The following is a 24343-nucleotide window of genomic DNA, read 5'->3' as shown; positions in this document are numbered from 1 at the left end:
GTGGGGGTCCCTCACCAACACGACCATTGACGGGAAAGAACGTGAGCCGCTTGTCCAACCGCGCCGGTGACCGGGAAGCCACCGTGGCCGGCGTCGCCGCCGACCTCTTTGCCGAACGCCGTCCCCAGGGCCGCATTCTCGTCGCGGGCGACGCGGACGGGGCGATGGAACAGGCGCTCGCCGACGGTGGAGCGGAGGTGGTGTCCTGGCGCCGGCTGGCTCTGGACGGGAAGCCGGCCACGCCTTGGCCCGCCGATGGAGCCTTCGACGGCGCCGTTCTGCGCCTGCCGCGCGGCTGGGCCGCCTTCGAGATGGCGCTGCACGCTCTCGCCGCGCGCCTTCCCACCGGCGCGCCGCTGTGGGTCGTCGGCAGCAACGACGAGGGGATCACCTCGGCGCCCAAACGCTTCGACGGGTTGGTGGACGGGGTGGAGACCCTCGCCATCAAGCGCCGCGCCCGCGTCCTCGAAACCCGCCGGACCAGCGCTCCGACCAAGGGCAATCTGGAGGATTGGCGGGAGACCCTGGCCCTGCCGCTGCCGGGGCGTGACGGCGCGCTCGATCTGGTGTCCTATCCGGGCCTGTTCGCCCACGGGCGGCTGGACGCCGGCACGGAATGCCTGCTCCAGGTCCTGCCGGAGATTGCGGCGGGCACCGCCGTTTTGGATTTCGGCTGCGGCGCCGGGGTGATCGCCCGCGCGGTGCGGGAACGCACGCCGGACGCCCGGCTGACCCTGTTGGACATCGACGCGGTGGCTCTGCACGCCGCCCGCCAAAATGTGCCGGACGCGGAATGCGTGCTGAGCGACGGTCTGGCGGGGCTCGGCGCGCGGGAGCGGTTCGGGCTGATCGTCTCGAACCCGCCGCTCCACCGCGGCAAGGACGAGGATTTCGGGATGCTGGAGGCGCTGGTCGCCGGCACCAAGCAGTATCTGAAGCTGCGCGGCTCTCTGGTCGCGGTGACCCAGCGGACGGCGGGCGTGGGCAAGCTGTTCAAGACGGCTTTCGGTCACGCCGACCTGCTGTTGGAAACGCCGCAGTTCCAGGTGTGGAAAGGCACGCCGAAGTAACGGGAGAGGCGGAGGCCGTGCCGGAGCGCGGCCTCTCGCGCCCCGCTCAGCCTTCCTTCAGCAACCGCGCGGCGTCTACGGCGCCATACGTCAAAATCGCGTCGCAGCCGGCGCGCTTGAAGCCGGTCAGGGTTTCCAGCAGGGCCTTTTCATAGTCCAGCCAGCCGTTCTGCGCGGCGGCGCGCAGCATCGCGTATTCGCCGGACACGTGATAGGCGAAGGTCGGGACGGCGAAGCTGTCCTTCACGCGGCGGATGACGTCCAGATAGGGCAGGCCGGGCTTCACCATCACCATGTCGGCACCCTCCTGGAGGTCGAGAGCGACCTCGTGCAGGGCCTCGTCGGTGTTGGCCGGGTTCATCTGATAGGTCTTTTTGTCGCCCTTCAGGAACCCGCCGGAATTCACCGCGTCGCGGAAGGGGCCGTAGAAGGCCGAGGCGTATTTGGCGGCGTAGGAGCACAGCCGCACCAGCTCGTGCCCGTGGCTGTCCAGACGGTCGCGGATCAGGCCGATGCGCCCGTCCATCATGTCCGACGGGGCGACGATGTCCACGCCGGCTTCCGCCTGCGAGAGGGCCTGCCGGGCCAGCACCTCGACCGTCTCGTCGTTCTGGATGTAGCCGTTGCGCAGGATGCCGTCGTGGCCGTGGCTGGTGTAGGGGTCCAGCGCCACGTCGCCCAGAATGCCGACCTCCGGCACCGCGGCCTTCAGCGCGCGGATGGCGCGGTTCATCAGGTTGTCGGGGCGGTAGGCCTCCGCCGCGTCCTCCGACTTCGCGTCGGAGCCGACGACCGGGAACAGCGCCACGCAGGGGATGCCGAGTTCACCGGCCCCGGCCACCGCCTCGGTCAGCAGGTCGATGCTCAGCCGCTCCACGCCGGGCATGGAGACCACGGGCACCCGCTGGTTCTCGCCCTCGATGACGAAGACCGGCCAGATCAGGTCGTCCACGGTCAGGCGGTTTTCGGCGACGAGGCGGCGGGTCCAGGCGTCGGCGCGGTTGCGGCGCAGCCGGGTGCGCGGGAAGGAGGCCGGGGACCGGAAATGCGAGGCGGACATGCGGGGACCTGATGTTCTCTCAAAACTTGCGGCGCGATCCTACGCCGCATGGCCGCCACGACTCAAGCCGCACCGCTCACAGGCCTGAATCCCGTGTCCTGCATTTCCATGACCCAGCGATGCCCGTCCTTGCGCCATTGCGAGACCAGCCCGCCCGTGAAGGCTGCTCCTTCCCACGACCGCACCTCGAAGGTGACGCGCGGCGGGTCGATGGCGATGAGGTTGTAGGCGTTGGCTTCGTTGCGCAGTCGGGTGGAGGTCGCGGTCGAGGCCTGCGCCACCAGGATGGAGCGCGCGACCTGCGTGTGGTGGGTCATGATGTCGCCGGAATAGGCGCGGTGCAGATGCCCCGCCAGCAGCAGGTCCACCCCGCAGCTCTCCAGCGCGGGCAGGGCCAGCCTGTGCCTCCCGACCAGCTTCGTCTTCGGCGCGTCCGGCGGCGGCAGGAAGGGGTGATGGGTGAACAGCACCTTGAACACCCGGTCCGGCACCTCGCAGAACACCTCCCGCACGCGCTTGATCTGGGCCTTGTTCATGCGCCCCTCGGAGAAGTCCATGATGACGGAGCGCGCCGTGTTGATCCCCAGAACGGCGATTTCCGAATCGATGTGGAAGGGGCTGAGGTCCTTGGTGATGTAACGCTTGTAGTTGCCGAACGGGTCGAGGAAGCGGCGCACCACGTTGTAGACCGGAATGTCGTGGTTCCCCGGCACGACCAGATAGGGGAAGGGGAGCTTTTCCAGGAAGGCGCGGGCCTCCAGGAAGTGGCGGGCCTTGGCGCGCTGGACCAGATCGCCGGAAATGACGATCAGGTCGGGCCGCGCCGCCGTCAGGTCGGCCAGCAGGCCTTCGACCACCACCGGGTCGATGCGTCCGAAATGCAGGTCCGAGATGTGGGCGAGCTTCTTCACGACACCTCCCCAAAAGCCTTCCCGGTCACGCGCCGCCACCGGCACCGTCGGGTGCGCCGTCCGTCCTGGGGGCCAGAATCTTCAGCGCCTTGTGACGGATGCGGTAGTTCAGCGGCGGCTCCATCTGCAGAATCTCGCCGTCGTTGACCATCTTCAGCCGGTGCCGCCGGCTGTGCACCGTCAGTTGCGCGGCCGTCAGGGTTTCCAACTCCTCATCATGCTGCCAGGTTCCGAGCACGGTGCGCCCCATCAACCGAAGCAGCCCCCATGTGTCGCGCTGCCGCGCCACATAGACGCCGAGCTTCCCGGAATCGAGGCTGTTGCGGCGCAGGAGCATGCTGCCCGCCTCGCCGTCGTAGGGGTTGTTGGAGACGACCAGCACCGGGGTGCGCACCCGGCGCGGTCCCTCGCCCCAATCGATCCGCACGTCCAGCAGGGGCAGGCGGCGGATGGTGCGGACCAGCGCCAGCCCCATCGCCGGCCATTTCAGCAGGCGGTGGCGCTTGCGCTTCTCCTCCCGCTCCTGCACGACCTGAGGGTAGAAGCCGAGGACGGAGCTGTTCAGGTAGACCTTGCCGTTCACCTCCGCCACGTCGATGCTGCGCACCTCCCCGGTGGCCAGAGCCTCGAACGCCTCCTCCAGATCCAGTGGGGTCTTCAGGTCGCGCGCCAGCAGGTTCATGGTGCCCAGCGGCAGGATGCCCAGGATCTTGCCGGTGGGCAGGATCATGTTGACCGCGGTGTGGATGGTCCCGTCGCCGCCGCCCACGATGACCAGTTCGGCGTCGGACTCGATGGCCTTGCGGATCGCCCCGGTGCAGTCCGCCGGTTCCACCGCCGACAGCGCGACCTCCGCCCCCTGCCGCTCGAAGGCGTTGCGGATGGCCGCCACCGTCTCCTCGATCGGTTGTCCGACCAGCGATCCGGCGGAGCGGTTGAGGATGATGGCCGTCTTCCGGCCCGGCCCCTCCTGACGTGACGCTTGCGCTGCTGAGGCTGCCATCATGGAATTGTCCCGCTCATGACTGTGGGGCCGCAACGGTTGAGGCGGGGGCGGTGTTCCGTGACGCTGCGCTGCGAAACAGCGGTTTGACACGCCGCCCACCGCCCGTATCATCGCCCGAAATCAACACGTCCGCCCAATCAACGAAAAGATGGAAACGACCCGTACCATGAGCGACTCCGCCGAGATTCTCTTCGAACGCCGCGGCTCCATCGGGCTTGCGACCCTCAACCGCCCGAAGGCGCTGAACGCCCTGACCCTTGGCATGATCCGCCTATTCGATCCCCAACTGCGGGCGTGGGCGGCCGATCCGGAGATCAAGGCCATCGTCGTGCAGGGGGCCGGGGAGAAGGCCTTCTGCGCCGGCGGCGACGTGGTGAATCTGTACGAGTCGGGCAAGGCCGCCAAGGCGGGGGAGAGCGACGGCGCGTCCATCCGCGCCTTCTTCAGCGAGGAGTACGTCCTCAACCGCCTGATCCACAACTGCCCGAAGCCCTATGTCGCGCTGATCGACGGCATCACCATGGGCGGCGGCGTCGGCCTGTCGGAGCATGGGTCCCACCGCGTCGTGACGGAGCGCACGATGTTCGCGATGCCGGAGACGGGAATCGGCCTCTATCCGGACGTCGGCGGCACCTACTTTCTGCCGCGCCTGCCAGGGCAGGTCGGGACGTGGCTGGGCCTGACGGGCGACCGGCTGAAGGCGGCGGACATGCTGGCGGTCGGCGCCGCCGACGCCTTCGTCCCCAGCGCCAAGCTGGAGGCCCTGATCGCCGATCTTGCCGAAGAGGTGCCCGCAGACGAGGCCATTGCGCGCCACCGTGAAGAGGCGGGCGACCCGCCGGTCGCCGCCAACCGCGGGGCCATCGACCGCTGCTACGCTCACGACCGCGTGGAGGCCATCGTCGCGGCGCTCGAGGCGGAGGGGACGGACTGGGCCGCCGGTCAGATCGCCACGCTGAAGCGGGTGTCGCCGACCAGCCTGAAGGTGACGCTGGAGGCGCTGCGCCGCGGCGCCAGGCTCGACTTCGACGCCTGCATGATCCAGGAGCTCCGCCTCAGCCTCGCCTTCCTCGCCCGCCACGATTTCTACGAGGGCATCCGGGCGGCGCTGGTGGACAAGGACCGGAATCCGCGCTGGTCGCCCGCCACGCTGGCAGAGGTGAAGGCCGAAGAAGTGGAGCTTTACTTCGCCGAACCCAATGGCGGGGATCTGCGCTTTACCGATTGATGAGGCGCGCTCCCCTTTATTGCAGCCAGAACGTGCAAGGATGCGGGCACATTCCGCGCGTTTCTGCGTTAGTATCGGGGAAATCCTTGCGGGACTTGTCTCAAACCTGACCGTTGTCGGTGAAGGTCGGATGGGATGGGTCGGCATCTCTTCCCGGTTCGCCGGGTGGAGATGCCGCCGGGACATCCGGATTCGGTGGATGTCGTTGCACGCAACGGGGCCTGGTACGGCAGGACGGGCGTATTCCGCAGGGCCAGGCTGTTCTACAACCCGGGCTGTGCTTTTGGGGCATTATTGAGGTGATTGCCGGACAATGATCGGTTAATCTCCCCTTAAGGACCCCGGAAAGGCCACAGGTCGGCCCATGTCCGGTTCGAGCCAAAGGAGACCGCGGTGCGCAAACCCTATTATGAAAGCATCCTCTTGATCGAACGGCTTCACCGCCACTTTCTCGAGGTGCTGAAGACCGAGCTTGATCGGCTCGGTATCCAGGACATCAACAACGTCCAGAGCCTGATCCTGTACAACATCGGCGAAGACGAGATGACCGTCGGCGAACTGACGGCGCGCGGCTACTATCTCGGCTCCAACGTGTCCTACAACGTGAAGAAGATGGTCGAGAACGGCTATCTCGGGCAGGAGCGTTCGCCGCACGACCGCCGGTCGGTGCGCGTCCGCCTGTCGGAGAAGGGGCTCGACCTCCGCGAGAAGATCAGCCGCATGTTCGAGCGCCATCTGACGGCGCTGGAAAAGGCCGGCTTCAGCGACGAGGAACTGGTCAAGGCGAACGAGACCCTGCGCAAGCTCGAACGCTTCTGGTCGGCGTCGCTCGATTACAGCGGCTTTCCGCTGACCTCCGCGGCCTGACACGGGGCGGCCCTGACCCGGGGCCGCCTGAGTCCGATCGGTACCGCGGTTTCCGGCTCCTGCGTCGAAAGAAAAAGGCTCGCTCCCGGACCCTGATCCGGGGGCGAGCCGCGAGTCGGTGTGCGGCCCTGCGCGGCCGCCTTTTTCATGTCCGCATTTTGGCGTCCCGACTCCCACCTTTGCCGGCTGAATCGCCTTCCGGCCACGGATTGTCACGCCTTCGGTCGTTCCGGATGGACGGGATTGAGTTCTTTCCGTAAGCTGTACGTGTGACCGATTGCTGATAACCTGAACCAAACAACGGGCGGTCCCCCACATGGCCGCTGAAAACAGGGAACGGGGAGGATATGGCAAGTGACGTCATTCTGGAGACGCGCGGACTGACCAAGGAGTTCCGGGGCTTCGTCGCCGTCCGCGACGTCAGTCTGCGGGTGCGGCGGGGCACCATCCACGCGCTGATCGGTCCCAACGGGGCCGGAAAAACCACCGTTTTCAACCTTCTCACCAAGTTCCTTCCGCCCAGCAGCGGAAACATCCTGTTCAACGGGCGCGACATCACGGCGGTGAAGCCGGCGGACGTCGCGCGCCTGGGCATCATCCGCTCCTTTCAGATCTCCGCGGTGTTCCCGCATCTGACGGTGCTGGAGAATGTGCGCGTCGGCCTGCAACGGCCGCTCGGCAACTCCTTCCAGTTCTGGAAATCGGAGTCGGTGCTCGACGGGCTGAACGGGCGGGCGATGGAACTGCTGGAGGATGTCGGCTTGGCCGGCTACGCCCACCTGCCGGCGGCGGAGCTTCCCTATGGCCGGAAGCGCGCGCTGGAGATCGCCACGACGCTGGCCCTGGAGCCGGAAATGCTCCTTCTGGACGAGCCGATGGCCGGCATGGGGCACGAGGACATCGACCGCATCGCGGCGCTCATCAAGCGGGTCTCGGCGAACCGCACCATCCTGATGGTGGAGCACAACCTGTCCGTGGTCTCCAACCTGTCGGACTGGATCACCGTTCTGGCCCGTGGGGAGGTTCTGGCCGAAGGCCCCTACGCCGAGGTGTCGCGCCACCCGAAGGTCCGTGAAGCCTATATGGGGAGCGGCCATGCCTGACGGTTCGATCGTGAAGACCGCGATGCTGGAGGTTTCCGACCTTCAGGCCTTCTACGGCGAAAGCCACGTCCTGCACGGGGTGAACCTGGAGGTGCGCCAGGGGGAGGTCGTGACCCTGCTAGGCCGCAACGGTGCCGGCAAGACGACGACCATGCGCTCCATCATGGGCATCGTCGGCAAACGCACCGGTTCCATCCGCTTCCAGGGACAGGAGCTGATCGGGATGGCGCAGCACAGGATACCCCGTCTCGGCATCGGCTATGTGCCGGAGGAACGGGGGATCTTCGCTTCGCTGAGCGTGGACGAGAACCTGATGCTGCCGCCCGTCGTCAAGGAAGGCGGCATGACGGTGCAGCAGATCCACGAGCTGTTCCCGAACCTTCAGGGCCGCGGCTCGACCCAGGGCACGCGCCTGTCGGGCGGCGAGCAGCAGATGCTGGCCATCGCCCGCATCCTGCGCACCGGGGCCACCATGATCCTCCTCGACGAGCCGACGGAAGGGCTGGCCCCGGTCATCATCGAGCAGATCGGGGTGGCCGTGCGCAAGCTGAAGCAACGCGGCTTCACCATCCTGCTGGTGGAGCAGAACTTCCGCTTCGCCGCCACCATCGCCGACCGCCATTACGTGATGGAGGAAGGCCATGTCGTGGACATGATCCCCAACGACCAGCTCGCCGCCAACATGGAGAAGCTGCACGAGTATCTGGGTGTCTGAACCAAACAAACAGAAACGTTCGAACTTGAACCGGGAGGAATGGAATGATTGCACGTCTGCTTGCCGGGGCGGCGCTCGCCGCGCTGGCCGTCGGTTCCGCGCAGGCCCAGCAGAGCAAGGTTTCGGGCGACGTCGTGAAGATCGGCGTCCTGAACGACCGCTCCGGCCTTTATGCGGACCTGGGCGGTGAAGGCTCCGCGGTCGCCGTCCGCATGGCGGTGGAGGAGGTGGGCGGCAAGATTCTGGGCAAGCCGATCGAGGTCGTCGCGGCGGACCACCAGAACAAGCCGGACATCGGGTCGAACGTCGCCCGCCAATGGATCGACCGCGACGGTGTGGACGTCATCGTGGACGTGCCGAACTCCGGCGTCGCTCTGGCCGTGCAGGAGGTGACGCGCGAGAAGAAGACGATCTTCCTGATGCAGGGTCCGGCGACGTCGCGGCTGACCGGCGACGCCTGCTCCCCCACCGGCTTCCATTGGGCCTACGACACCCGCGCGCTGGCCGTCGGCACCGGGCAGGCCATCGTGAAGGAGGGCGGGAAGAGCTGGTTCTTCCTGACCGCCGATTACGCCTTCGGCCACCAGCTCGAAACCGACACCGCGGCGCAGGTGAAGAAGGCCGGCGGCAGCGTGGTGGGGGCGGTCCGCGCGCCGCTGAACACCGCGGACTTCTCCTCCTTCCTGCTCCAGGCGCAGTCGTCGGGCGCGCAGGTCATCGGCCTCGCCAACGCCGGCGGCGACACCATCACCTCGATCAAGCAGGCGTCGGAGTTCGGCCTGACGCAGAGCGGGCAGCAGAAGCTGGCCGGTCTTCTGATCTTCCTGTCGGACGTGCACGCGCTCGGGCTCCAGGTTGCCCAGGACCTCGTCCTGACCACCGGCTTCTACTGGGACATGGACGACGAGAAGCGGGCCTGGTCCGAGAAGTACAAGGCGAAGACCGGCAAGATGCCGACCATGGTCCAGGCCGGAAGCTACTCCTCCGTGAAGCACTACCTGAAGGCCATCGAGGCCGCGGGCACCGACGACGGCCCGACCGTCGCCGCGAAGATGAAGGAGATGCCGGTCAACGACATGTTCGCCAAGAACGGCAAGATCCTGCCGAACGGGCGCATGGTCCACGACATGTATCTGGCCCGCGTGAAGAAGCCCAGCGAGTCCAAGGGGCCGTGGGATTATTACCAGATCATCCGCACCATCCCCGGCGACGAGGCCTTCGCCACCATGGCGGAAAGCGGCTGCAAGCTGCCCGGCTGATCCCCGCCCGCTCCGGCGTTCCGTCTCCCGCTGCGCGTGGGGACGGGCGCCGGGGCGATCACCCGCCGCGCAGAACGGCCGGAGGCGAACCACATGTCCACCATCTTCGGAATCCCGCCCCAGGCGCTGTTCGGGCAGCTTCTGCTGGGGCTGATCAACGGCTCCTTCTACGCGCTGCTCAGCCTCGGGCTGGCGGTCATCTTCGGAATGCTGAACGTCATCAACTTCGCCCACGGCGCGCTCTACATGCTGGGCGCCTTCGTGGCGTGGCTGCTGCTGACCACGGCGGGGATCGGCTATTGGTGGGCGCTGCTCCTGGCCCCGCTGATCGTCGGCGCCTTCGGCGTGGTCCTGGAAAAGACCCTGCTCAGCCGGCTCTACAAGCTGGACCATCTCTACGGATTGCTGCTGACCTTCGGAATCGCGTTGATCATCGAAGGAGTCTTCCGCCACCAGTACGGCGTCTCGGGCCAGCCCTATCCGATCCCGGACGCGCTGCGCGGCGGGCAGAATCTGGGCTTCATGTTCCTGCCCAATTACCGCGGCTGGGTCGTCGTCGCCTCGCTGGTCGTCTGCCTCGCCACCTGGTACGCCATCGAGCGGACGAAGCTTGGCGCCTATCTGCGGGCGGCGACGGAGAATCCGGTGCTGGTCCAGGCCTTCGGCATCAACGTGCCGGTGATGATCACCCTGACCTACGGATTCGGCGTGGCGCTGGCCGGGCTGGCCGGGGTTCTGGCGGCGCCGATCTATCAGGTGTCGCCGCTGATGGGCTCCAACCTCATCATCGTCGTCTTCGCGGTGGTGGTGATCGGCGGCATGGGGTCGATTCTCGGGGCGGTGCTGACCGGATACGGGCTTGGCCTGTTGGAAGGTCTGACGAAGGTGTTCTACCCGGAGGCGTCCAACATCGTCGTCTTCGTCATCATGGCCGTGGTGCTGATGATCAAGCCCGCCGGCCTGTTCGGGCGGGAGAGGTGACCCATGGCGACCGAAACGCAAGCCGTCCGCCGCGAAGCCGCGGCTCCCGCCACCGGAAGGCCGGCGACGCCGGGACTTGTGGCGCTGGCCGTTCTGTTGGCGGTCCTGATCGCGGCGCCTTACGTGCTGTATCCGGTCTTCGTGATGAAGGTGCTGTGCTTCGCGCTGTTCGCCTGCGCCTTCAACCTGCTGATCGGCTTCGCGGGGCTTTTGAGCTTCGGGCACGCCGCTTTCTTCGGCGGGGCGGCCTACATCACCGCCCACACGGTGAAGGTCTGGGGGCTTTCGCCGGAACTCGGCATCCTGCTGGGCACGGCCTTTTCCGCCACGCTGGGGCTGGCCTTCGGAGCACTGGCGATCCGGCGGCAGGGCATCTACTTCGCCATGATCACTCTGGCGCTGTCGCAGATGGTCTTCTTCATGGCGCTGCAGCTCAAGTTCACGGGCGGTGAGGACGGCATCCAGGCGGTGCCGCGCGGGCATCTGTTTGGCGTGATCGACCTGAACAACCCGCTCGGCATGTACTACACGGTGCTGGCGGTTTTCCTGTTCGGCTTCGTGGTGATCTGGCGCACCGTGCATTCGCCCTTCGGTCAGGTGCTGAAGGCGATCCGCGAGAATGAGCCGCGCGCCGTCTCGCTCGGCTACCGGACCGACCATTACAAGCTGATGGCCTTCGTCCTGTCCGCCGCTCTGGCCGGTCTGGCCGGCGGCACGAAGGCCATCGTCTTCCAGCTCGCCACCCTGACCGACGTGCAATGGCAGATGTCCGGCTCGGTGGTGCTGATGACTCTGCTGGGGGGCATCGGAACGCTGTTCGGGCCGGTCGTCGGGGCGGCGCTGGTGGTGACTCTGGAGAATTATCTGGCGGCGACCAACCTGCCGGTGCCGGTGGTGATCGGCGTGATCTTCGTCGCCTGCGTGCTGCTGTTCCGCCGCGGCATCGTCGGCGAGATCGCCGCCCGGTTCGGCGGCAATCGCCGGTAGGCGGAAAAGGGCGTTGCGGCTACAGCCGCAGCGCCTCCTCCGCCGACTGGTAGGGCAGCCCCTGGGCATCGGCCACCGCCTTGCAGGCGACGGCACCCGCGTGGATGTTCAACCCGGCCCGCAGATGCGGATCGCGCGCCAGAGCGGCGCGGTAGCCCTGATCGGCGAGGGCCAGCGTGAAGGGCAGGGTGGCGTTGTTCAGCGCAAAGGTCGAGGTGCGCGCGACCGCCCCCGGCATGTTGGCGACGCAATAATGGACCACCCCGTCCACCAGATAGGTGGGCTCCGCGTGGGTCGTGGGGTGCGACGTTTCGAAGCAGCCGCCCTGATCGATGGCGACGTCCACCACCACCGCCCCCCGCTTCATGCGCGACACCATGTCCCTGGTCACCAGCTTCGGCGCCTCCGCCCCCGGCACCAGAACGGCCCCGATCACGAGGTCGGCGTCGAGCACATGCTCCTCGATCGTGTCCACGGTCGAATAGAGAGTCTGGAGCTTCGCGCCGAATTGCAGGTCCAGTTCCTTCAGGCGGGGCAAGGATTTGTCGATCACCACGACCTTTGCCTCCAGCCCCATGGCCATGCGCGCGGCGTTGGTGCCGACCACGCCGCCGCCCAGAACCACCACCTTGGCCGCCGGAACGCCGGGCACCCCGCCCAGCAGGACGCCGCGCCCGCCCTGCGCCTTCTCCAGGCAATGGGCGCCGGCCTGCACCGACATGCGGCCCGCGACCTCGCTCATCGGCGCCAGAAGCGGCAGGCCCCCGCGCGGGTCGGTCACCGTCTCGTAGGCGATGGCGACCACGCCGGACTCCAGCAGCAAACGGGTCTGCTTCGGATCGGGGGCGAGGTGCAGATAGGTGAACAGAATCTGCCCCTTGCGCAGCATCGCGCATTCCTGCGGCTGGGGCTCCTTCACCTTCACCACCATCTCGGCGCGGGCGAAGACGGTGGCTGCATCCGGCACGATCTCCGCCCCGGCGGCCTCGTACTGCTCGTCCTCCAGGCCGATGGCCGCGCCGGCTCCCCTTTGCAGCAGCACCGTGTGCCCGTGATGAGCGAGTTCACGGACCGATGCCGGGATCAGCCCGACGCGGTATTCGTGGTTTTTGATTTCCCTCGGCACACCAATGAGCATGGGCATCCTCCGCGGGTGGAGCCGGTGCCGGAAAGACGGACGCACCGCACCGGTCTTCTGATTGCTACTCCGGAATTTGGGGAGTGTTGGTGCGGCCTGCACCTCTCTTATGGCGTGATTGAGTGAAATTCATCGCCTCAAAAGCAACATTCTCGAAAATTTGTTGAGAAATCCATTGAGGAAGGGATTTCGAGAAATTTCATGGTATCTGCAAAAAAGTATGGAAGGTTAGTTTTTAGAGTTGTGGAACGACTCTTTGCCACCATGATATACGGATGCTTGTGCCGCAGCGCACAAAACTGGAAGAACCCAATAATAAAACGGGGGGAGCGTCCGATTCGGACGGAATGAAACCAGGAGCAAGGCAGATGGCATCAGAGAAGGACGCGCAGACCATCGCGCGCGAAAACGCCGCCAAGGGCCGAAACGTTGCCGAGGACACCACCCGGCGCATGGCGGAAACCGCCGCGGAAACGACACAGCGTGGCGCCGACACGGCCAACGACGTGATGGGAAAGGCGACTCAGATCGCCGGCCAGACCTCCGAACAGTTCAACCGCATGATGGGGCTGTCGGCGGAAGCCCAGGGCGAGGTCGCCCAGCAGGCCCGCGAGAACATCGACGTCATGGCCCAATGCGGGTCCGTGCTGATGGAAGGAATGCAGTCCATCATGCGCGAATGGATGGGCTTCGCGCAGGAGGCCATGGCCCGCAATGTGGAAGGCGTCAACGCGATGATGCGCAGCCGGTCCGTCCAGGACTTCTACGCGGCGCAGAGCAGCATGGTCAAAGACGAAGTGGAATTGCTGCTGAGCCGCAGCGTCAAGGTGTCGGAGATGTCGGCGAAAACCGCGAACGACGCGGTGCGGCGGCTGAACGCGCGGGCCGAAGGGGCCGCGCGCCAGACGCGCCGCAGCGCCTGACGCTCCAACAAAGATCCATCCTGGCCTTGCGCCCCTGGACCGGCTGGTCCGGGGGCGTCTTTTTTCGGCAGCCAATCAATTCGGCAGCCAATCAATTCGGTAGCCCGTCATTTCGCCACGATGCGGCCTTCGACCTTTGGCGCGACGGTCTTCTTCGCCTCCACGTAATCCATGACCATGGTCGCCATCAGAACGGCGCCGGAGGCGTCCACCACGGTCCGTCCACGGGTCAGCGCGGTGTAACCGTCGCCACCCTTCAGCATGTAGTCGTTGGTCGCCACCCGGTAGCTCTTGCCCGGATCGAGTGGCTGGCCGCCCACCGTCACGTTCGTCACGCGCGTGCCGGAAGGCAGCTTCGGGTCATAGGTGAAGCTGAGGCCCGACACCTGGGGGAAGCGCCCGGCTTTCTCCTCCACCTTCGACACGCCGTGCTCCAGAGCGGCCAGCAGGTCGGCCCCGGACAGGACGGTCAGCACGGCGACGTTCCCGAACGGCATCTCCGCGAAGATGTCCTTGCGGGTCAGCGGACTGCCCGCCGGGCGCAGCGCGTCGGCGCGGATGCCGCCGCCGTTGGTGATGGCGGCATCGGCCTTCAGCCCCTCGCGCAGCGCGTCGGCGATGAGGTTGCCCATCGTCGTTTCCTGGGAACGGATGACGTCCTTGCGGCTGTCCAGGTCGGTTTCCGCCCGCCCGATCACCCCGGCCAGCGCGGTGTCGAGCTGGTCGGTGTATCGCTTGACCAGGGCCGCGATCTCGGGATCGGGCGCCGCCCCGGCGGTGGTGACGAAGCGCCAGCCGGTGGGAAGCACGCTGGTCGCCGGCCCCTTGTCGGTCGCCTTGGTGCTGACCGCCAGATCGATGACGCCGAGATAATGGCCGTCGGCCCCCGCCTTCAGGATCAAGGTCGATCCTTCGTAAAAGCTGATGGGGTCGTGGTCGTGACCGCCCAGCATGAGGTCGATCCCCTTCACCTTGGCGGCCAGATCGCGGTCTTCCGTGATGGTTTGGTGGGTCAGCGCCACGACGACGTGCGCGCCCTCGCCGCGCAGGGCCTTCACCGCCAGGGCCGCGGCGGCCTGCACGTCGGTGAAGGTCGCCTCCGCCCCGCCGCTGGAGAGTTGCGCGGCCTCCGGGGTCAGAATGCCCAGGAAGCCGACCTTGATGTCGCCGACCGTCTTCGTCCAGGTGGCGACCGATCCGGGGAGCGGCTTTCCGTCCGGCCCGGTGATGTTGGTTCCGACCCAAGGGAACGCCGATTCGGCGATGCGGGCCTTCAGCACCTCGACGCCGAAGTCGAATTCGTGGTTGCCGAAGCCCACCACATCCACGCCCATGGCGTTGAACAGGGCGGTCATCTGCTCCCCCCGCGTCGTGCCGGACAGCAGGGACGGGGACAGGAAGTCTCCGCCGACCGTCGTCACCGCACCGGCGCTGCGCTCCCGCTCCGCCTTCAGCACCGTCATCAGGGGAGCGAAGCCGCCGCGGCCCTTCACCGGGCTGATCTCGTAGATGTCGTTGAAATGCAGGAAGGTCAGCGTGCCGTTCTGAGCCGCGGCCAGAGTAGGAAGGAGCAGGGTACCGGCAACGGCGGCGGCCACCGCAAGCCTGCGAATCCGGGTCAGCATTGGTTTCGTCTCCCTGGGGAAGTCCGACAACACTGTACGCCCTGCCGCGTTGCAGCGCATAGCCGCCTTGCATCGCTTGATTTCACTGTGACCGCCGCTCATTAACGGTGAACCGTCCGCTTCGCGGAAACCGCCTCAACCAACGTGGCCCCCCATCCGCATCCTGGTCGTTCAGAACAACCGAAACGCCCCCGCCGGCATCGTGGGACAGGCTCTGTCCGATTTCGGAGCGACGCTGGTCACCGTCGCCGCGGATGAGGGGGAGGCGCTGCCCGGCGCGGCGGACGGTTACGACGGGCTGCTGGTTCTGGGCGGGCCGCAGGACGCCTGGAACGACGCGCAGGGACCGCATTTCCCGCGGGTGATGGAGCTGATCCGCGCCTTCGCGGCGGAGAAGCGTCCGGTGATGGGCATCTGCCTGGGCGCGCAGCTTGCCGCCCGCGCCTTCGGCGCCCGGGTCTACCGCCATTCGGTGGCGGAGATCGGCGTGTCCGCCGTCCGGCTGTCCGACGCGGCGGCGGACGATCCGGTGCTGGGCGGGCTGGCCCCGGAACTGCACATGGTGCAGTGGCACTACGACACCTTTGAGTTTCCCGAAGGCGCCGTGCCGCTGGCCTGGAACGAGGCGTGCGAACGGCAGGCCTTCCGGCTGGGCCGCAACCTCTACGCCTTCCAGTTCCATCCGGAGGCCGACGCCGCCATCGTCCGCGGCTGGGCGGAGAAATTCGGTGTGGAATCGCGGGAGCGCAACCGCGCCATCCTGGACGGACTGGACGCGGCGCTGGAGCGGCATCTGCCCGCCGCCGACGCGGTCGCCCGGACGATCTCCCGCCGCTGGCTGGATTTGGTGATCGAACGGGCGGCGTGACGCCCTATCCGCGGAGTTCCGCCAGAAGGTCCGGCGTATCCACGTCGTAGAGGATGCCGCCGTCCTCCACCGGCACCTCCACCACCTGATCGGCGTGGGTGGCCAGCAGGGACTTGGCCCCGGAATCGCCCGTCAACTTCGCCATCTCCGCGAAGAAGCCGCGATCCCAGAGGACGGGGTTGCCCCGCTTGCCATGGACGGTCGGGACGCAGACGGTCCGGCCTTCCAGCGGGTTGTAGGCGGCGATCAGCCGGTCGATGGCCTGCGGCGTGACGAGCGGCATGTCGCCGAGGCAAACCACCACCCCATCGACATCCGCCGGCAGGGCCGCCAACCCGGCGCGCAGAGAGGCGCTGAGCCCGTCGGCGAAGGCCGGGTTGTGCACGATGGTCAGCGGGCGCCCGGCCAGCGGGGCGGACACCGCCTCCGCCATATGACCGGTCACCACCACCACCGGCTTGGCTTGGGACGCCAGGACCGATTCGACCGTGCGGACGACCAGCGGCTCCCCGCCGACATCGGCCAGCAGCTTGTTGCTTCCGCCCATCCGGCTCGACCGCCCGGCGGCCAGCACCAGAGCGGCGATGCGCGGCGCGCGTGGCGGCTCCACGACGGTGGCGCCGGCACGGGGCAGGGGGCGGCTGGGGATCTCGGCGAGCAGACCGCCGACCCCCATGCGCATCACGTCGGCCCGCGTCACCGGAAGGCCCGCGGCGACGCGCTGAAGCACCCAATCGAATCCGTTCAGCTTTGGCGACCGCGCGCAGCCGGGAAGGCCGAGCACCGGCGTCTCACCGATGCGGGCGATCAGCAGCAGGTTGCCCGGATCGACCGGCATCCCGAAATGCTCGATCACGCCGCCCGCCCGCTCGATGCCGGCGGGAAGCACGTCGCGCCGGTCGGTGATGGCCGACGCCCCGGCGATCAGCAGCAGATCGACGCGCCCCGCCGCCGCGATGGCGTCGGCCAGAGCCGCTTCCCCATGGTAGCAGCGCGAATCGCGGACCAGCCGCCCGCCCATCGCCTCCAGCCGTTCCCGCGTCACGGTCACGGTCTTGTCCAGAACGCTGTCCTTCACGCCGGGCAGGCGGGTCTGGATCAGCGCGGCGGTCAGGGGGCGGAAGGGAGCGACGCGCAGAGCCGGCGTGCCGGCGGACGCCTCCACCTCCGCCCCCTCCACCGCGGCACGGGGGGCGGCGAAGGGGATGATTTTCACCGTCGCGACCATCTGGCCGGGTTCGACCGGCGCGAAGGCGGGCAGGGTGGCGACCGTTACGCTTTCGTCGATGAGGTTCAGCGCGGTGATCCGTTCGACGTCCGGAACGAACAGGCCGCGCGATTCGGCAAACAGGTTCACCCGCCCCGTGAAAGCCGCGCCCGTGCTGATGTCCTGTCCCTTCAGCGCGGCGGCGATGCGGGCCGCGGCGGCGTCCTCGCCCACGTCGTCGTCGCCGAGCTTGGCGGCGGTTACGGTGGTGAAGCCGGCGTCGCGCAGCGCCGTCACGTCCTCGGCGCTGAGGATGCGGCCCTTCTTGAAACTGACGGAGCCGCGCCGGACCGAATGCGCCAGGATGGCGCCTTCCAGGTCCCGCAGGGGCAACGGGCCGAAAAACATGCCGATGCTCTCCTTCAGGCCGCGCCGGCCTTGCGCCGCACGGCGGTGATCTGGGCCATGACCGACAGGGCAATTTCCGCCGGGGTTACCGCGCCGATGTCCAGCCCGACCGGGGCGTGGATGCGCGCCAGCTCCGTATCGGTCACGCCCTGCTCCTTCAGCCGGTCCAGCCGCTTGGCGTGGGTCCGCTTGCTGCCGAGCGAGCCGACATAGAAGGCGGGGGAGCGCAGAGCCACCAACAGGGCCGGGTCGTCCAGCTTCGGGTCGTGGGTCAGCGTCACCACGGCGGTGCGGCGGTCGATCTTCAGGGCGGACAGCGCCTCGTCCGGCCAGGCGTCGTGCAAGGAGACGCCGGGGAAACGCGACTCCGTGGCGAAGGCGCCGCGTGGGTCGATCACCGTGACGGCGTAGCCGGTCAGCGCGGCGAGGGGGGCCAGCGCCTGGGCGATGTGAACGGCACCGACCACCAGCAGCCGCAGCGGCGGGTTGTGGGTCTGCACGAACAGCCGCAGCCCATCCTCGTCGTCCTCCGCATCGGTGATGAGGCCGGAACGATCCTGGCGCAGCCGCTCCCGCACCTCCGCCAGAAGATCGTCCTCCAGGCCGAAGCCGCCGTGCACGGCGTCCTCATAGACCAGGGTCTGGAGGCCGGTGCTCAGGTCGGTGACCAGCGCCACGGGACGCCCGGCCTCGCGGGCGGCCAGCAGCCGTTCGGTGATGTCGCGCTTCATTCCATGGCCTCGACATAGACCTGCACACGGCCGCCGCAGGCGAGACCGACTTCCCAGGCCATTTCGTTGCTGACGCCGAAGGAGATCAGGCGCGGCTCGCCGTCCTCCATGGTCTTGCGGGCCTCGTGCACCACCGCGCCTTCGATGCAGCCACCGGAAACGGAACCGATCATCGACCCGGCGTCGTCCATCGCCATCTGGCTGCCCACCGGGCGGGGAGAGGACCCCCAGGTGGCGACCACCGTCGCCAAGGCCACCTTCCGCCCTTCCGCGCGCCAGCCCGCGGCCTGCTCCAGAATATCGTCCCTCATGCGGCCTCCTTCAGCCACTTGCGCAGGCTTTCGGCCCGTCGCGGCCCGTCGCGGTTCAGCGCGTCGGCGAGCCCGGCCAGACTGTTCAGGTTGTGGACCGGGCGGAAGTCGTCCACATGAGGCAACAGGGCCCGGATGCCGCTGGATCTTGGTGCGAATCCCTCCCACCGCAAGAGCGGGTTCAGCCAGACCAGACGGCGGCAGCTCTTGTGCAGGCGTTCGGCCTCCGCCGCAAGCCCTTCGCCCGCATCCCTGTCCAGCCCGTCGGTGATCAGAAGCACGACGGCTCCCTGGCCCAGAACCCGGCGCGCCCAGGTCCGGTTGAAGGCGTGGAGCGCGGTGCCGATGCGCGTCCCGCCCGACCAGTCGGCCACCGCCGCCGACACGGCGTCCAGCGCCACGTCCACGTCCTTGTGCCGCAGATGGCGCGTGATGTTGGTCAGGCGGGTGCCGAAAACGAAGCTGTGCACACGGTCGCGGTCGTTGCTGAGCGCGTGCATGAAGTGAAGCAGCATCCGCGAATAGCGCGTCATGGAGCCGGAGATGTCGCACAGCACGACCAGCGGCGGCGGGCGCGTGCGGCGGCTGCGCCGCGCCAGATCGGCCAAGTCCCCGCCGGAGCGCAGCATCCGCCGCAGAGTCGACCGCGGGTCGACCCGTGGCCCTTGAGGGTCCGGTCGGTGGCGGCGGGTCGTCACCTCGGCCACCGGCAGGGCGATGCGGGCGAGCATGCGCTTGGCCTCCGCCATCTCCGCCGCGGACATCGTCTCGAAGTCCTTTTCCTGCAACCGTTCCTGGGCGGAGACGGTGAAGGCGGCGTCCACCTCGATCTCCGACTTTTCCGGCCCCTCGGCTTCCGGCGCGGTGCCGCGCAGCGCGTCGGCGACGCGGCGCGACAAGGGGTCCTGCGTGTCTGGCGACTCCGTGCGGATGGTCGGCAGCATCATGCCCATCATCCGCTTCAGGATGTCCGGGTTGCGCCAGAAGACGTGGAAGGCCTGATCGAAGACCTCCCGCTGGTCGCGCCGGTTCACGAAGACGGCGTGCAGCGCCCAATAGAAGTCCGTCCGGTTGGCGATCCCCACCGCCTCCACCGCCTCGACGGCCTGGAGCAGCTTGCCCGGCCCGACCGGCAGCCCCGCCGCCCGCAGCGCGCGGGCGAAATGCATCAGGTTGATGGCGAGGCCGCCTTGCATGGCCGCTCACCGGGCCGTGGTGGCGGCGAGTTCCGTCTTGACCTGTGCCAGGATGCGCGCGGCCTCGCTGCCCTGGATGCGGGCGATGTCGTCCTGGTACTTCAGCAGCGTGCCCAGCGTGTCGTTGATGACCGAGGGTTCCAACTCCAACTGGTTCAGCTCCACCAGCGCCTGCGCCCAGTCCAGCGTCTCCGCGACGCCCGGCGCCTTGTAGAGGTCCATCCCGCGCAGGCTCTGCACGAAGCCGACCACCTGGGCGGCAAGCCGCGCGTCGGCGTTCGGCGCCTTCACCGTCAGGATGGCGCGCTCGCGCTCCGCGTTGGGGTAATCGACCCAGTGGTAGAAGCAGCGCCGCTTCAGCGCGTCGTGAATCTCGCGGGTGCGGTTGGAGGTCAGGATGACGATGGGCGGTTCCGGCGCCTTGACCGTGCCGAACTCCGGGATCGAGACCTGGAAATCGGACAGGATTTCGAGGAGATAGGCTTCGAACGGCTCATCGGTGCGGTCCAGCTCGTCGATCAGCAGGACGGGAGGACCGGCGAAGTCGGGTTCCAGCGCCTGGAGCAGCGGGCGCTTGATGAGGAAACGTTCGGAGAAGAGGTCGGCGCCGAGCGCCTCCCGGTCACGGTCGCCCGACGCCTCGGCCAGCCGGATTTCCATCATCTGGCGGGCGTAGTTCCACTCGTAAACCGCAGCGGCGATGTCGAGCCCCTCGTAGCATTGCAGCCGCAGCAGGCGCCGGCCCAGCGTGGCGGACAGCACCTTGGCGATTTCGGTCTTGCCGACCCCGGCCTCGCCCTCCAGGAACAGCGGGCGCCGCAGCTTCAGCGCGAGGTACAGCGCCGTCGCCAGCGACCGGTCGCCGACGTAGTTCCCCCGCCGCAGCAGGTCCAGCGTGTCATCGACGGAGGCGGGGACGGACGCGGGGAGGGTGTTGGGCATGTTGCCTTCCGGATGATCCGCAATTTTTAGGACGAACGGCCTCAGGCGGCGGCAGACCGCTGCTACCGAGCCCGCTGCCACAGGGTATCCGCGGCGTAGTCGATCTCCGGTTCGTCCTCGTCTCCTCCCCAGCCGATGGCCCAGCCCCAGGAGGCAACCCTGACCGCCGCGAACAGGGCGGGGTTCGACAAGGGACGCAGCACCGAAAAGCGGCGGATCGGCTCCGACAGATCGACCACGTCCCTGGTCCCATCGATCCAGGTGAGCCGGACGCACTGGGTCCCGGCGATGGCCTCAACGGCGGCAATGCGTGGCTGGTCCATGCGTCACTCCTCTCCGTTGATCTCGATCCAGCGGAGGGCCAGAAGGGGCCGGTTGTCCGCTGCCCAGTCCAACACCTTGCGCAGAATATCAGGCGGTGCCGAACCCTTGATCACCACAAGATCGTTGATGCGGACCAAGGCGTTGAAGTCCGGGCCAACGATATGGAAATGCGGCGGGTTATGGTCGTCCGCATAAATGTAGACCCGTGCGTTTCCAATGCGGACGACGATCGGCATAGGCGAAGCCTAAGGCCGATCGTCGTCCGGTGTCAAACCGGCTTCACCCACACGCCTCCACCGCGCGCCGGGCCATCACCCGAACCAGATGGGCGCGGTAGTCGGCGCTGGCGTGGATGTCGGCGTTCAGCCCGTCCGCCGACACGGAGGCGCCGTTCAGCGCGTCCGCCCGGAAGTCCTGGGCCAGCGCCGCCTCCATGTCGTCCGCCCGGAAGACGGACGGGCCGGCGCCGGTCACGGCCACGCGCACCTCGTTTCCGAAGACGGCCACGAACACGCCGACGATGGCGTAGCGGCTGGCCGGGTTGCGGAACTTGGTGTAGGCGGCCTTGTCCGGCTTCTGGAAATGCACGGCGGTGACGATCTCGCCGGGCTCCAGCGCCGTTTCGAACATGCCGGTGAAGAAGTCGTCTCCCGCGATCTCCCTCCGGTCGGTGCGCACCGTGGCCTTCAGCGCGACGACCGCGGCGGGGTAGTCGGCGGAGGGATCGGCGTTGCAGATGGACCCGCCGAGCGTGCCCATGTTGCGCACCTGCCGGTCGCCGATGCCCTCCGCGAGGCTGGCAAGCGCCGGGATGACGCGCTGCACCGCGTCGGAATGGGCGACCGCCGCATGGCGGGTGAAGGCGCCCACGGTCAGCCCGCCGGCCTCCTCGCAGATGCCTTGAAGCTCCGGGATCTGGCCGAGATCGATCAGGTCGCTCGGGCGGGCAAGGCGCTGCTTGAGAGTCGGCAGAAGCGTCTGCCCGCCGCCCAGCAGTTTCGGCTCCTCGAACTGGCCGAGCAAGGCCGCCGCGTCGGCAAGAGTCTTGGGCCGGTGATAGGTGAAGGCATACATGCGGTTTCCTCCCTTACTCGGCCGCCTGGGCGGTGCTGTGGCTCCGGATCGCCTGCCAGACCCGTTCCGGGGTCGCCGGCATGTCGAGATGCGTGACGCCGTAGTCGGACAGGGCGTGCACCACCGCGTTCATCACGGCGGCGGAGGCGCCGATGGTCCCGGCCTCGCCGCAGCCCTTCACGCCCAGCGGGTTGTGCGTGCAGGGCTGGTCCTCGTGGTAGCGCACCGTGAAGGACGGCACGTCGTCCGCCCGCGGCATGCAGTAGTCCATGTAGGAGCCGGTGATGAGCTGCCCGGACTCCTCGTCATAGACGCAGTTCTCGTACAGCGCCTGCCCGATGCCCTGGACCAGACCGCCATGAACCTGCCCCTCTACGATCAGCGGGTTGATGACGCGCCCGAAATCGTCCACGGCGGCGAAGCTCACCACCTGAACCACGCCGGTGTCGGGGTCGATCTCCACCTCGCAGACGTGGCAGCCGTTGGGGTATGTGAAATTCTTCGGGTCGTAGAAGGCCTGCTCGTCCAGCCCCGGCTCCAACTCGTCGAGCGGGAAGTTGTGCGGGACGTAGGCCTGCAGGGCGATGTCGCCGATGGTCAGAGCCTTGTCGGTTCCGGCCACGACGAAGCGTCCGTCCTTCGCCTCGATGTCGGCCTCGGCGGCCTCCAGCATGTGGGCGGCAATCTTCTTGGCCTTGCGCTCCACCTTGTCCATCGCCTTGACGATGGCCGACCCGCCGACCGCCAGCGAGCGGGAGCCGTAGGTGCCCATGCCGAAGGGAATCTTGCTGGTGTCGCCGTGGACGATCTCCACATTCTCGATCGGCACGCCGAAGCGTTCGGAGACGAGCTGCGCGAAGGTCGTCTCGTGCCCCTGCCCGTGGCTGTGGGAACCGGTGAAGACCGTCACGGAACCGGTGGGGTGGAAGCGCACCTCGGCCGACTCGTACAGGCCCGCCCGCGCGCCGAGAGCGCCCGCGATGTTGCTGGGGGCGATGCCGCAGGCCTCGATGTAGGTGGCGAAGCCGATGCCGCGCAGCTTGCCGCGCCGGGCGGACTCGGCCTTGCGCGCCGCGAAGCCGTCGTAATCGACCAGGGGAAGGGCGATGTCCAGATTCTTGGCGAAGTCGCCGGTGTCGTATTGCAGCGCCACAGGGGTCTGGTAGGGCATGGCGCTGGCCGGCACGAAGTTGCGGCGGCGGATCTCCGTCTTGTCGATGCCCGTCTCGGCGGCGGCGACCTCGACCAGCCGCTCGATCAGGTAGCAGGCCTCCGGACGCCCGGCGCCGCGGTAGGCATCCACCGGAACGGTGTTGGTGAAGACCGCCTTCACCTCCGCGTAGATCGCCGGGGTCTTGTACTGCCCGGCCAGCAGCGTGGCGTAGAGGTAGGTCGGGATCGACGGCGCGAAGGTGGACAGATAGGCGCCCATGTTGGCGATGGTGGAGACGCGCAAAGCCAGGAAGTTGCCGTCCTGGTCCAGCGCCAGTTCCGCGTGGCTGACGTGGTCGCGGCCATGGGCGTCGGTCAGGAAACTCTCGGAACGCTCCGCGGTCCATTTCACCGGGCGCCCGACCTTCCTCGCCGCCCAGGTAACGACCGCCTCCTCCCCGTAATGGAAGATCTTGGAACCGAAGCCGCCGCCGACATCCGGGGCGACGACGCGCAGCTTGTGCTCCGGAATGCCCAGCACGAAGGCGCCCATCAGCAGGCGGATAACGTGCGGGTTCTGGCTGGTGGTGGTCAGCGTGTGCTCGCCGGTCGCCCGGTCATACTCGCCCAGCGCCGCCCGCGGCTCCATCGCGTTGGGAATGAGCCGCTGGTTGACGAGGTCGAGCTTCGCCACATGCGCCGCCTGCGCGAAGGCCGCGTCCACCGCCGCCGCGTCACCCAGATGCCAGTCGAAGCAGAGATTGCCGCCGACATCGTCGTGCACCAGCGGAGCGCCACCCTCCAGCGCCTTCCGCGAGGTCACCGCCGCCGGCAACTCGTCGTAATCGACCATGACCAGTTCGGCGGCGTCCCTCGCCTGTTCGCGGGTTTCGGCGATCACCACGGCGACGGCATCGCCGACGTAGCGTGCGCGGTCGCGGGCGATGGGGAAGTGCGGCGGTTCCTTCATCGGGGAGCCGTCCTTGGAATGGATCTGCCAGCCGCAGGGCAGGCTGCCGACCTTGTCCGCCTCCATGTCGGCGCCGGTCAGCACGGCGATCACGCCGGGGGCCTGCATGGCCTCGGCGGCGTCGATGCCGCGGATGCGGGCATGGGCGTAGGGGGACCGGACGAAGACCGCGTGGGTCTGGCCGGGCCGGTTGATGTCGTCGGTGTAGGTGCCGCGCCCGGTCAGAAAGCGCGCGTCCTCGCGCCGGCGCACGGGGGCGCCGATGCCGTTGGGGTTCGCCATCTTCG

Annotated in this window: 24 protein-coding genes; 10 read left to right on the top strand and 14 right to left on the bottom strand. The window is 67.8% G+C overall.

Annotation, left to right across the window (positions count from 1 at the left end; translation table 11 throughout):
- Positions 1 to 41 precede the first annotated feature (41 nt).
- On the top strand, positions 42 to 1070 hold the full coding sequence (locus DS843_RS10210) for a class I SAM-dependent methyltransferase (protein ID WP_149468780.1): 1029 nt from the start codon (positions 42 to 44) through the stop codon (positions 1068 to 1070).
- A 46-nt stretch (positions 1071 to 1116) separates the two neighbouring features.
- Here the strand turns inward: DS843_RS10210 and hemB are convergent, their stop codons facing one another.
- The 3 genes from hemB to DS843_RS10195 all read right to left on the bottom strand — a co-directional run bounded on the left by hemB (position 1117) and on the right by DS843_RS10195 (position 4047).
- On the bottom strand, positions 1117 to 2130 hold the full coding sequence (hemB, locus tag DS843_RS10205; RefSeq protein ID WP_149468779.1) for a porphobilinogen synthase: 1014 nt from the start codon (positions 2128 to 2130) through the stop codon (positions 1117 to 1119).
- A 62-nt stretch (positions 2131 to 2192) separates the two neighbouring features.
- Complete coding sequence (locus tag DS843_RS10200; RefSeq protein ID WP_149468778.1) at positions 2193 to 3041, bottom strand: metallophosphoesterase family protein; 849 nt, start codon at positions 3039 to 3041, stop codon at positions 2193 to 2195.
- Positions 3042 to 3066: 25 nt separating this feature from the next.
- Positions 3067 to 4047, bottom strand: coding sequence for a diacylglycerol/lipid kinase family protein (locus DS843_RS10195; protein ID WP_149468777.1), 981 nt, complete (start codon positions 4045 to 4047; stop codon positions 3067 to 3069).
- Positions 4048 to 4213: 166 nt separating this feature from the next.
- Here DS843_RS10195 and DS843_RS10190 point away from each other — a divergent pair, with 166 nt between their 5' ends.
- From DS843_RS10190 to DS843_RS10160, 7 genes are all read left to right on the top strand, one after another.
- Positions 4214 to 5275: an enoyl-CoA hydratase/isomerase family protein gene (locus DS843_RS10190; protein WP_149468776.1), complete on the top strand. Its 1062-nt coding sequence runs from the start codon at positions 4214 to 4216 to the stop codon at positions 5273 to 5275.
- 393 nt (positions 5276 to 5668) lie between these two features.
- Entirely contained in the window at positions 5669 to 6142 is a 474-nt protein-coding gene (locus DS843_RS10185; RefSeq protein WP_014240398.1) for a MarR family winged helix-turn-helix transcriptional regulator, read from the top strand.
- 347 nt (positions 6143 to 6489) lie between these two features.
- Entirely contained in the window at positions 6490 to 7245 is a 756-nt protein-coding gene (locus DS843_RS10180; protein WP_149468775.1) for an ABC transporter ATP-binding protein, read from the top strand.
- Entirely contained in the window at positions 7238 to 7960 is a 723-nt protein-coding gene (locus tag DS843_RS10175) for an ABC transporter ATP-binding protein (protein ID WP_149468774.1), read from the top strand. The genes DS843_RS10180 and DS843_RS10175 overlap by 8 nt, the downstream gene beginning before the upstream one ends.
- A 44-nt stretch (positions 7961 to 8004) precedes the next feature.
- Positions 8005 to 9219 carry an ABC transporter substrate-binding protein gene (locus tag DS843_RS10170; protein WP_149468773.1) on the top strand — a complete coding sequence of 405 codons (1215 nt, stop codon included), beginning with the start codon at positions 8005 to 8007 and terminating at the stop codon, positions 9217 to 9219.
- Between the two features lie 93 nt (positions 9220 to 9312).
- Positions 9313 to 10200, top strand: coding sequence for a branched-chain amino acid ABC transporter permease (locus DS843_RS10165; RefSeq protein WP_149468772.1), 888 nt, complete (start codon positions 9313 to 9315; stop codon positions 10198 to 10200).
- A 3-nt stretch (positions 10201 to 10203) separates the two neighbouring features.
- The gene (locus DS843_RS10160; RefSeq protein WP_149468771.1) at positions 10204 to 11187 is read left to right on the top strand and encodes a branched-chain amino acid ABC transporter permease; all 984 of its coding nucleotides are present in this window, start codon (positions 10204 to 10206) and stop codon (positions 11185 to 11187) included.
- Positions 11188 to 11206: 19 nt separating this feature from the next.
- Here the strand turns inward: DS843_RS10160 and ald are convergent, their stop codons facing one another.
- On the bottom strand, positions 11207 to 12325 hold the full coding sequence (gene ald, locus DS843_RS10155) for an alanine dehydrogenase (protein ID WP_149468770.1): 1119 nt from the start codon (positions 12323 to 12325) through the stop codon (positions 11207 to 11209).
- 368 nt (positions 12326 to 12693) lie between these two features.
- On the opposite strand from ald, the gene DS843_RS10150 reads away from it, so the two are divergent.
- Positions 12694 to 13248: a phasin family protein gene (locus DS843_RS10150; protein WP_149468769.1), complete on the top strand. Its 555-nt coding sequence runs from the start codon at positions 12694 to 12696 to the stop codon at positions 13246 to 13248.
- 107 nt (positions 13249 to 13355) lie between these two features.
- Here DS843_RS10150 and DS843_RS10145 read toward each other — a convergent pair whose 3' ends face one another.
- Positions 13356 to 14873 (bottom strand): bifunctional metallophosphatase/5'-nucleotidase, encoded by a 1518-nt coding sequence (locus DS843_RS10145; protein WP_149468768.1) that lies wholly within the window; start codon positions 14871 to 14873, stop codon positions 13356 to 13358.
- Between the two features lie 202 nt (positions 14874 to 15075).
- Between DS843_RS10145 and DS843_RS10140 the strand changes: the two genes are divergently transcribed.
- Positions 15076 to 15741, top strand: a complete 666-nt coding sequence (locus DS843_RS10140; protein ID WP_286192030.1) for a type 1 glutamine amidotransferase — start codon at positions 15076 to 15078, stop codon at positions 15739 to 15741.
- Between the two features lie 4 nt (positions 15742 to 15745).
- Here the strand turns inward: DS843_RS10140 and DS843_RS10135 are convergent, their stop codons facing one another.
- The 9 genes from DS843_RS10135 to DS843_RS10095 all read right to left on the bottom strand — a co-directional run bounded on the left by DS843_RS10135 (position 15746) and on the right by DS843_RS10095 (position 24338).
- On the bottom strand, positions 15746 to 17356 hold the full coding sequence (locus DS843_RS10135) for an NTP transferase domain-containing protein (RefSeq protein WP_149468766.1): 1611 nt from the start codon (positions 17354 to 17356) through the stop codon (positions 15746 to 15748).
- Between the two features lie 14 nt (positions 17357 to 17370).
- The gene (locus DS843_RS10130) at positions 17371 to 18087 is read right to left on the bottom strand and encodes an XdhC family protein (RefSeq protein WP_149468765.1); all 717 of its coding nucleotides are present in this window, start codon (positions 18085 to 18087) and stop codon (positions 17371 to 17373) included.
- Entirely contained in the window at positions 18084 to 18398 is a 315-nt protein-coding gene (locus DS843_RS10125; RefSeq protein ID WP_149468764.1) for an XdhC family protein, read from the bottom strand. Before DS843_RS10125 ends, DS843_RS10130 begins: the two co-directional genes overlap by 4 nt.
- Positions 18395 to 19594, bottom strand: a complete 1200-nt coding sequence (locus DS843_RS10120) for a vWA domain-containing protein (protein ID WP_149468763.1) — start codon at positions 19592 to 19594, stop codon at positions 18395 to 18397. Before DS843_RS10120 ends, DS843_RS10125 begins: the two co-directional genes overlap by 4 nt.
- Positions 19595 to 19600: 6 nt before the next feature.
- A complete protein-coding gene (locus DS843_RS10115; RefSeq protein WP_149468762.1) occupies positions 19601 to 20536 on the bottom strand; it encodes an AAA family ATPase in 936 nt (311 codons plus the stop codon).
- A gap of 62 nt (positions 20537 to 20598) precedes the next feature.
- A complete protein-coding gene (locus DS843_RS10110; RefSeq protein WP_149468761.1) occupies positions 20599 to 20859 on the bottom strand; it encodes a DUF2442 domain-containing protein in 261 nt (86 codons plus the stop codon).
- Between the two features lie 3 nt (positions 20860 to 20862).
- Positions 20863 to 21096, bottom strand: coding sequence for a DUF4160 domain-containing protein (locus tag DS843_RS10105; protein WP_149468760.1), 234 nt, complete (start codon positions 21094 to 21096; stop codon positions 20863 to 20865).
- 43 nt (positions 21097 to 21139) lie between these two features.
- Positions 21140 to 21934: an FAD binding domain-containing protein gene (locus DS843_RS10100; RefSeq protein ID WP_149468759.1), complete on the bottom strand. Its 795-nt coding sequence runs from the start codon at positions 21932 to 21934 to the stop codon at positions 21140 to 21142.
- A gap of 13 nt (positions 21935 to 21947) precedes the next feature.
- Positions 21948 to 24338 (bottom strand): xanthine dehydrogenase family protein molybdopterin-binding subunit, encoded by a 2391-nt coding sequence (locus tag DS843_RS10095; protein WP_149468758.1) that lies wholly within the window; start codon positions 24336 to 24338, stop codon positions 21948 to 21950.
- Positions 24339 to 24343: the final 5 nt, after the last annotated feature.

This window comes from Roseomonas genomospecies 6 (genome assembly GCF_008365375.1).
Taxonomy (GTDB): Bacteria; Pseudomonadota; Alphaproteobacteria; order Azospirillales; family Azospirillaceae; genus Azospirillum.
This window is presented reverse-complemented; position numbering and strand designations above follow the sequence as displayed.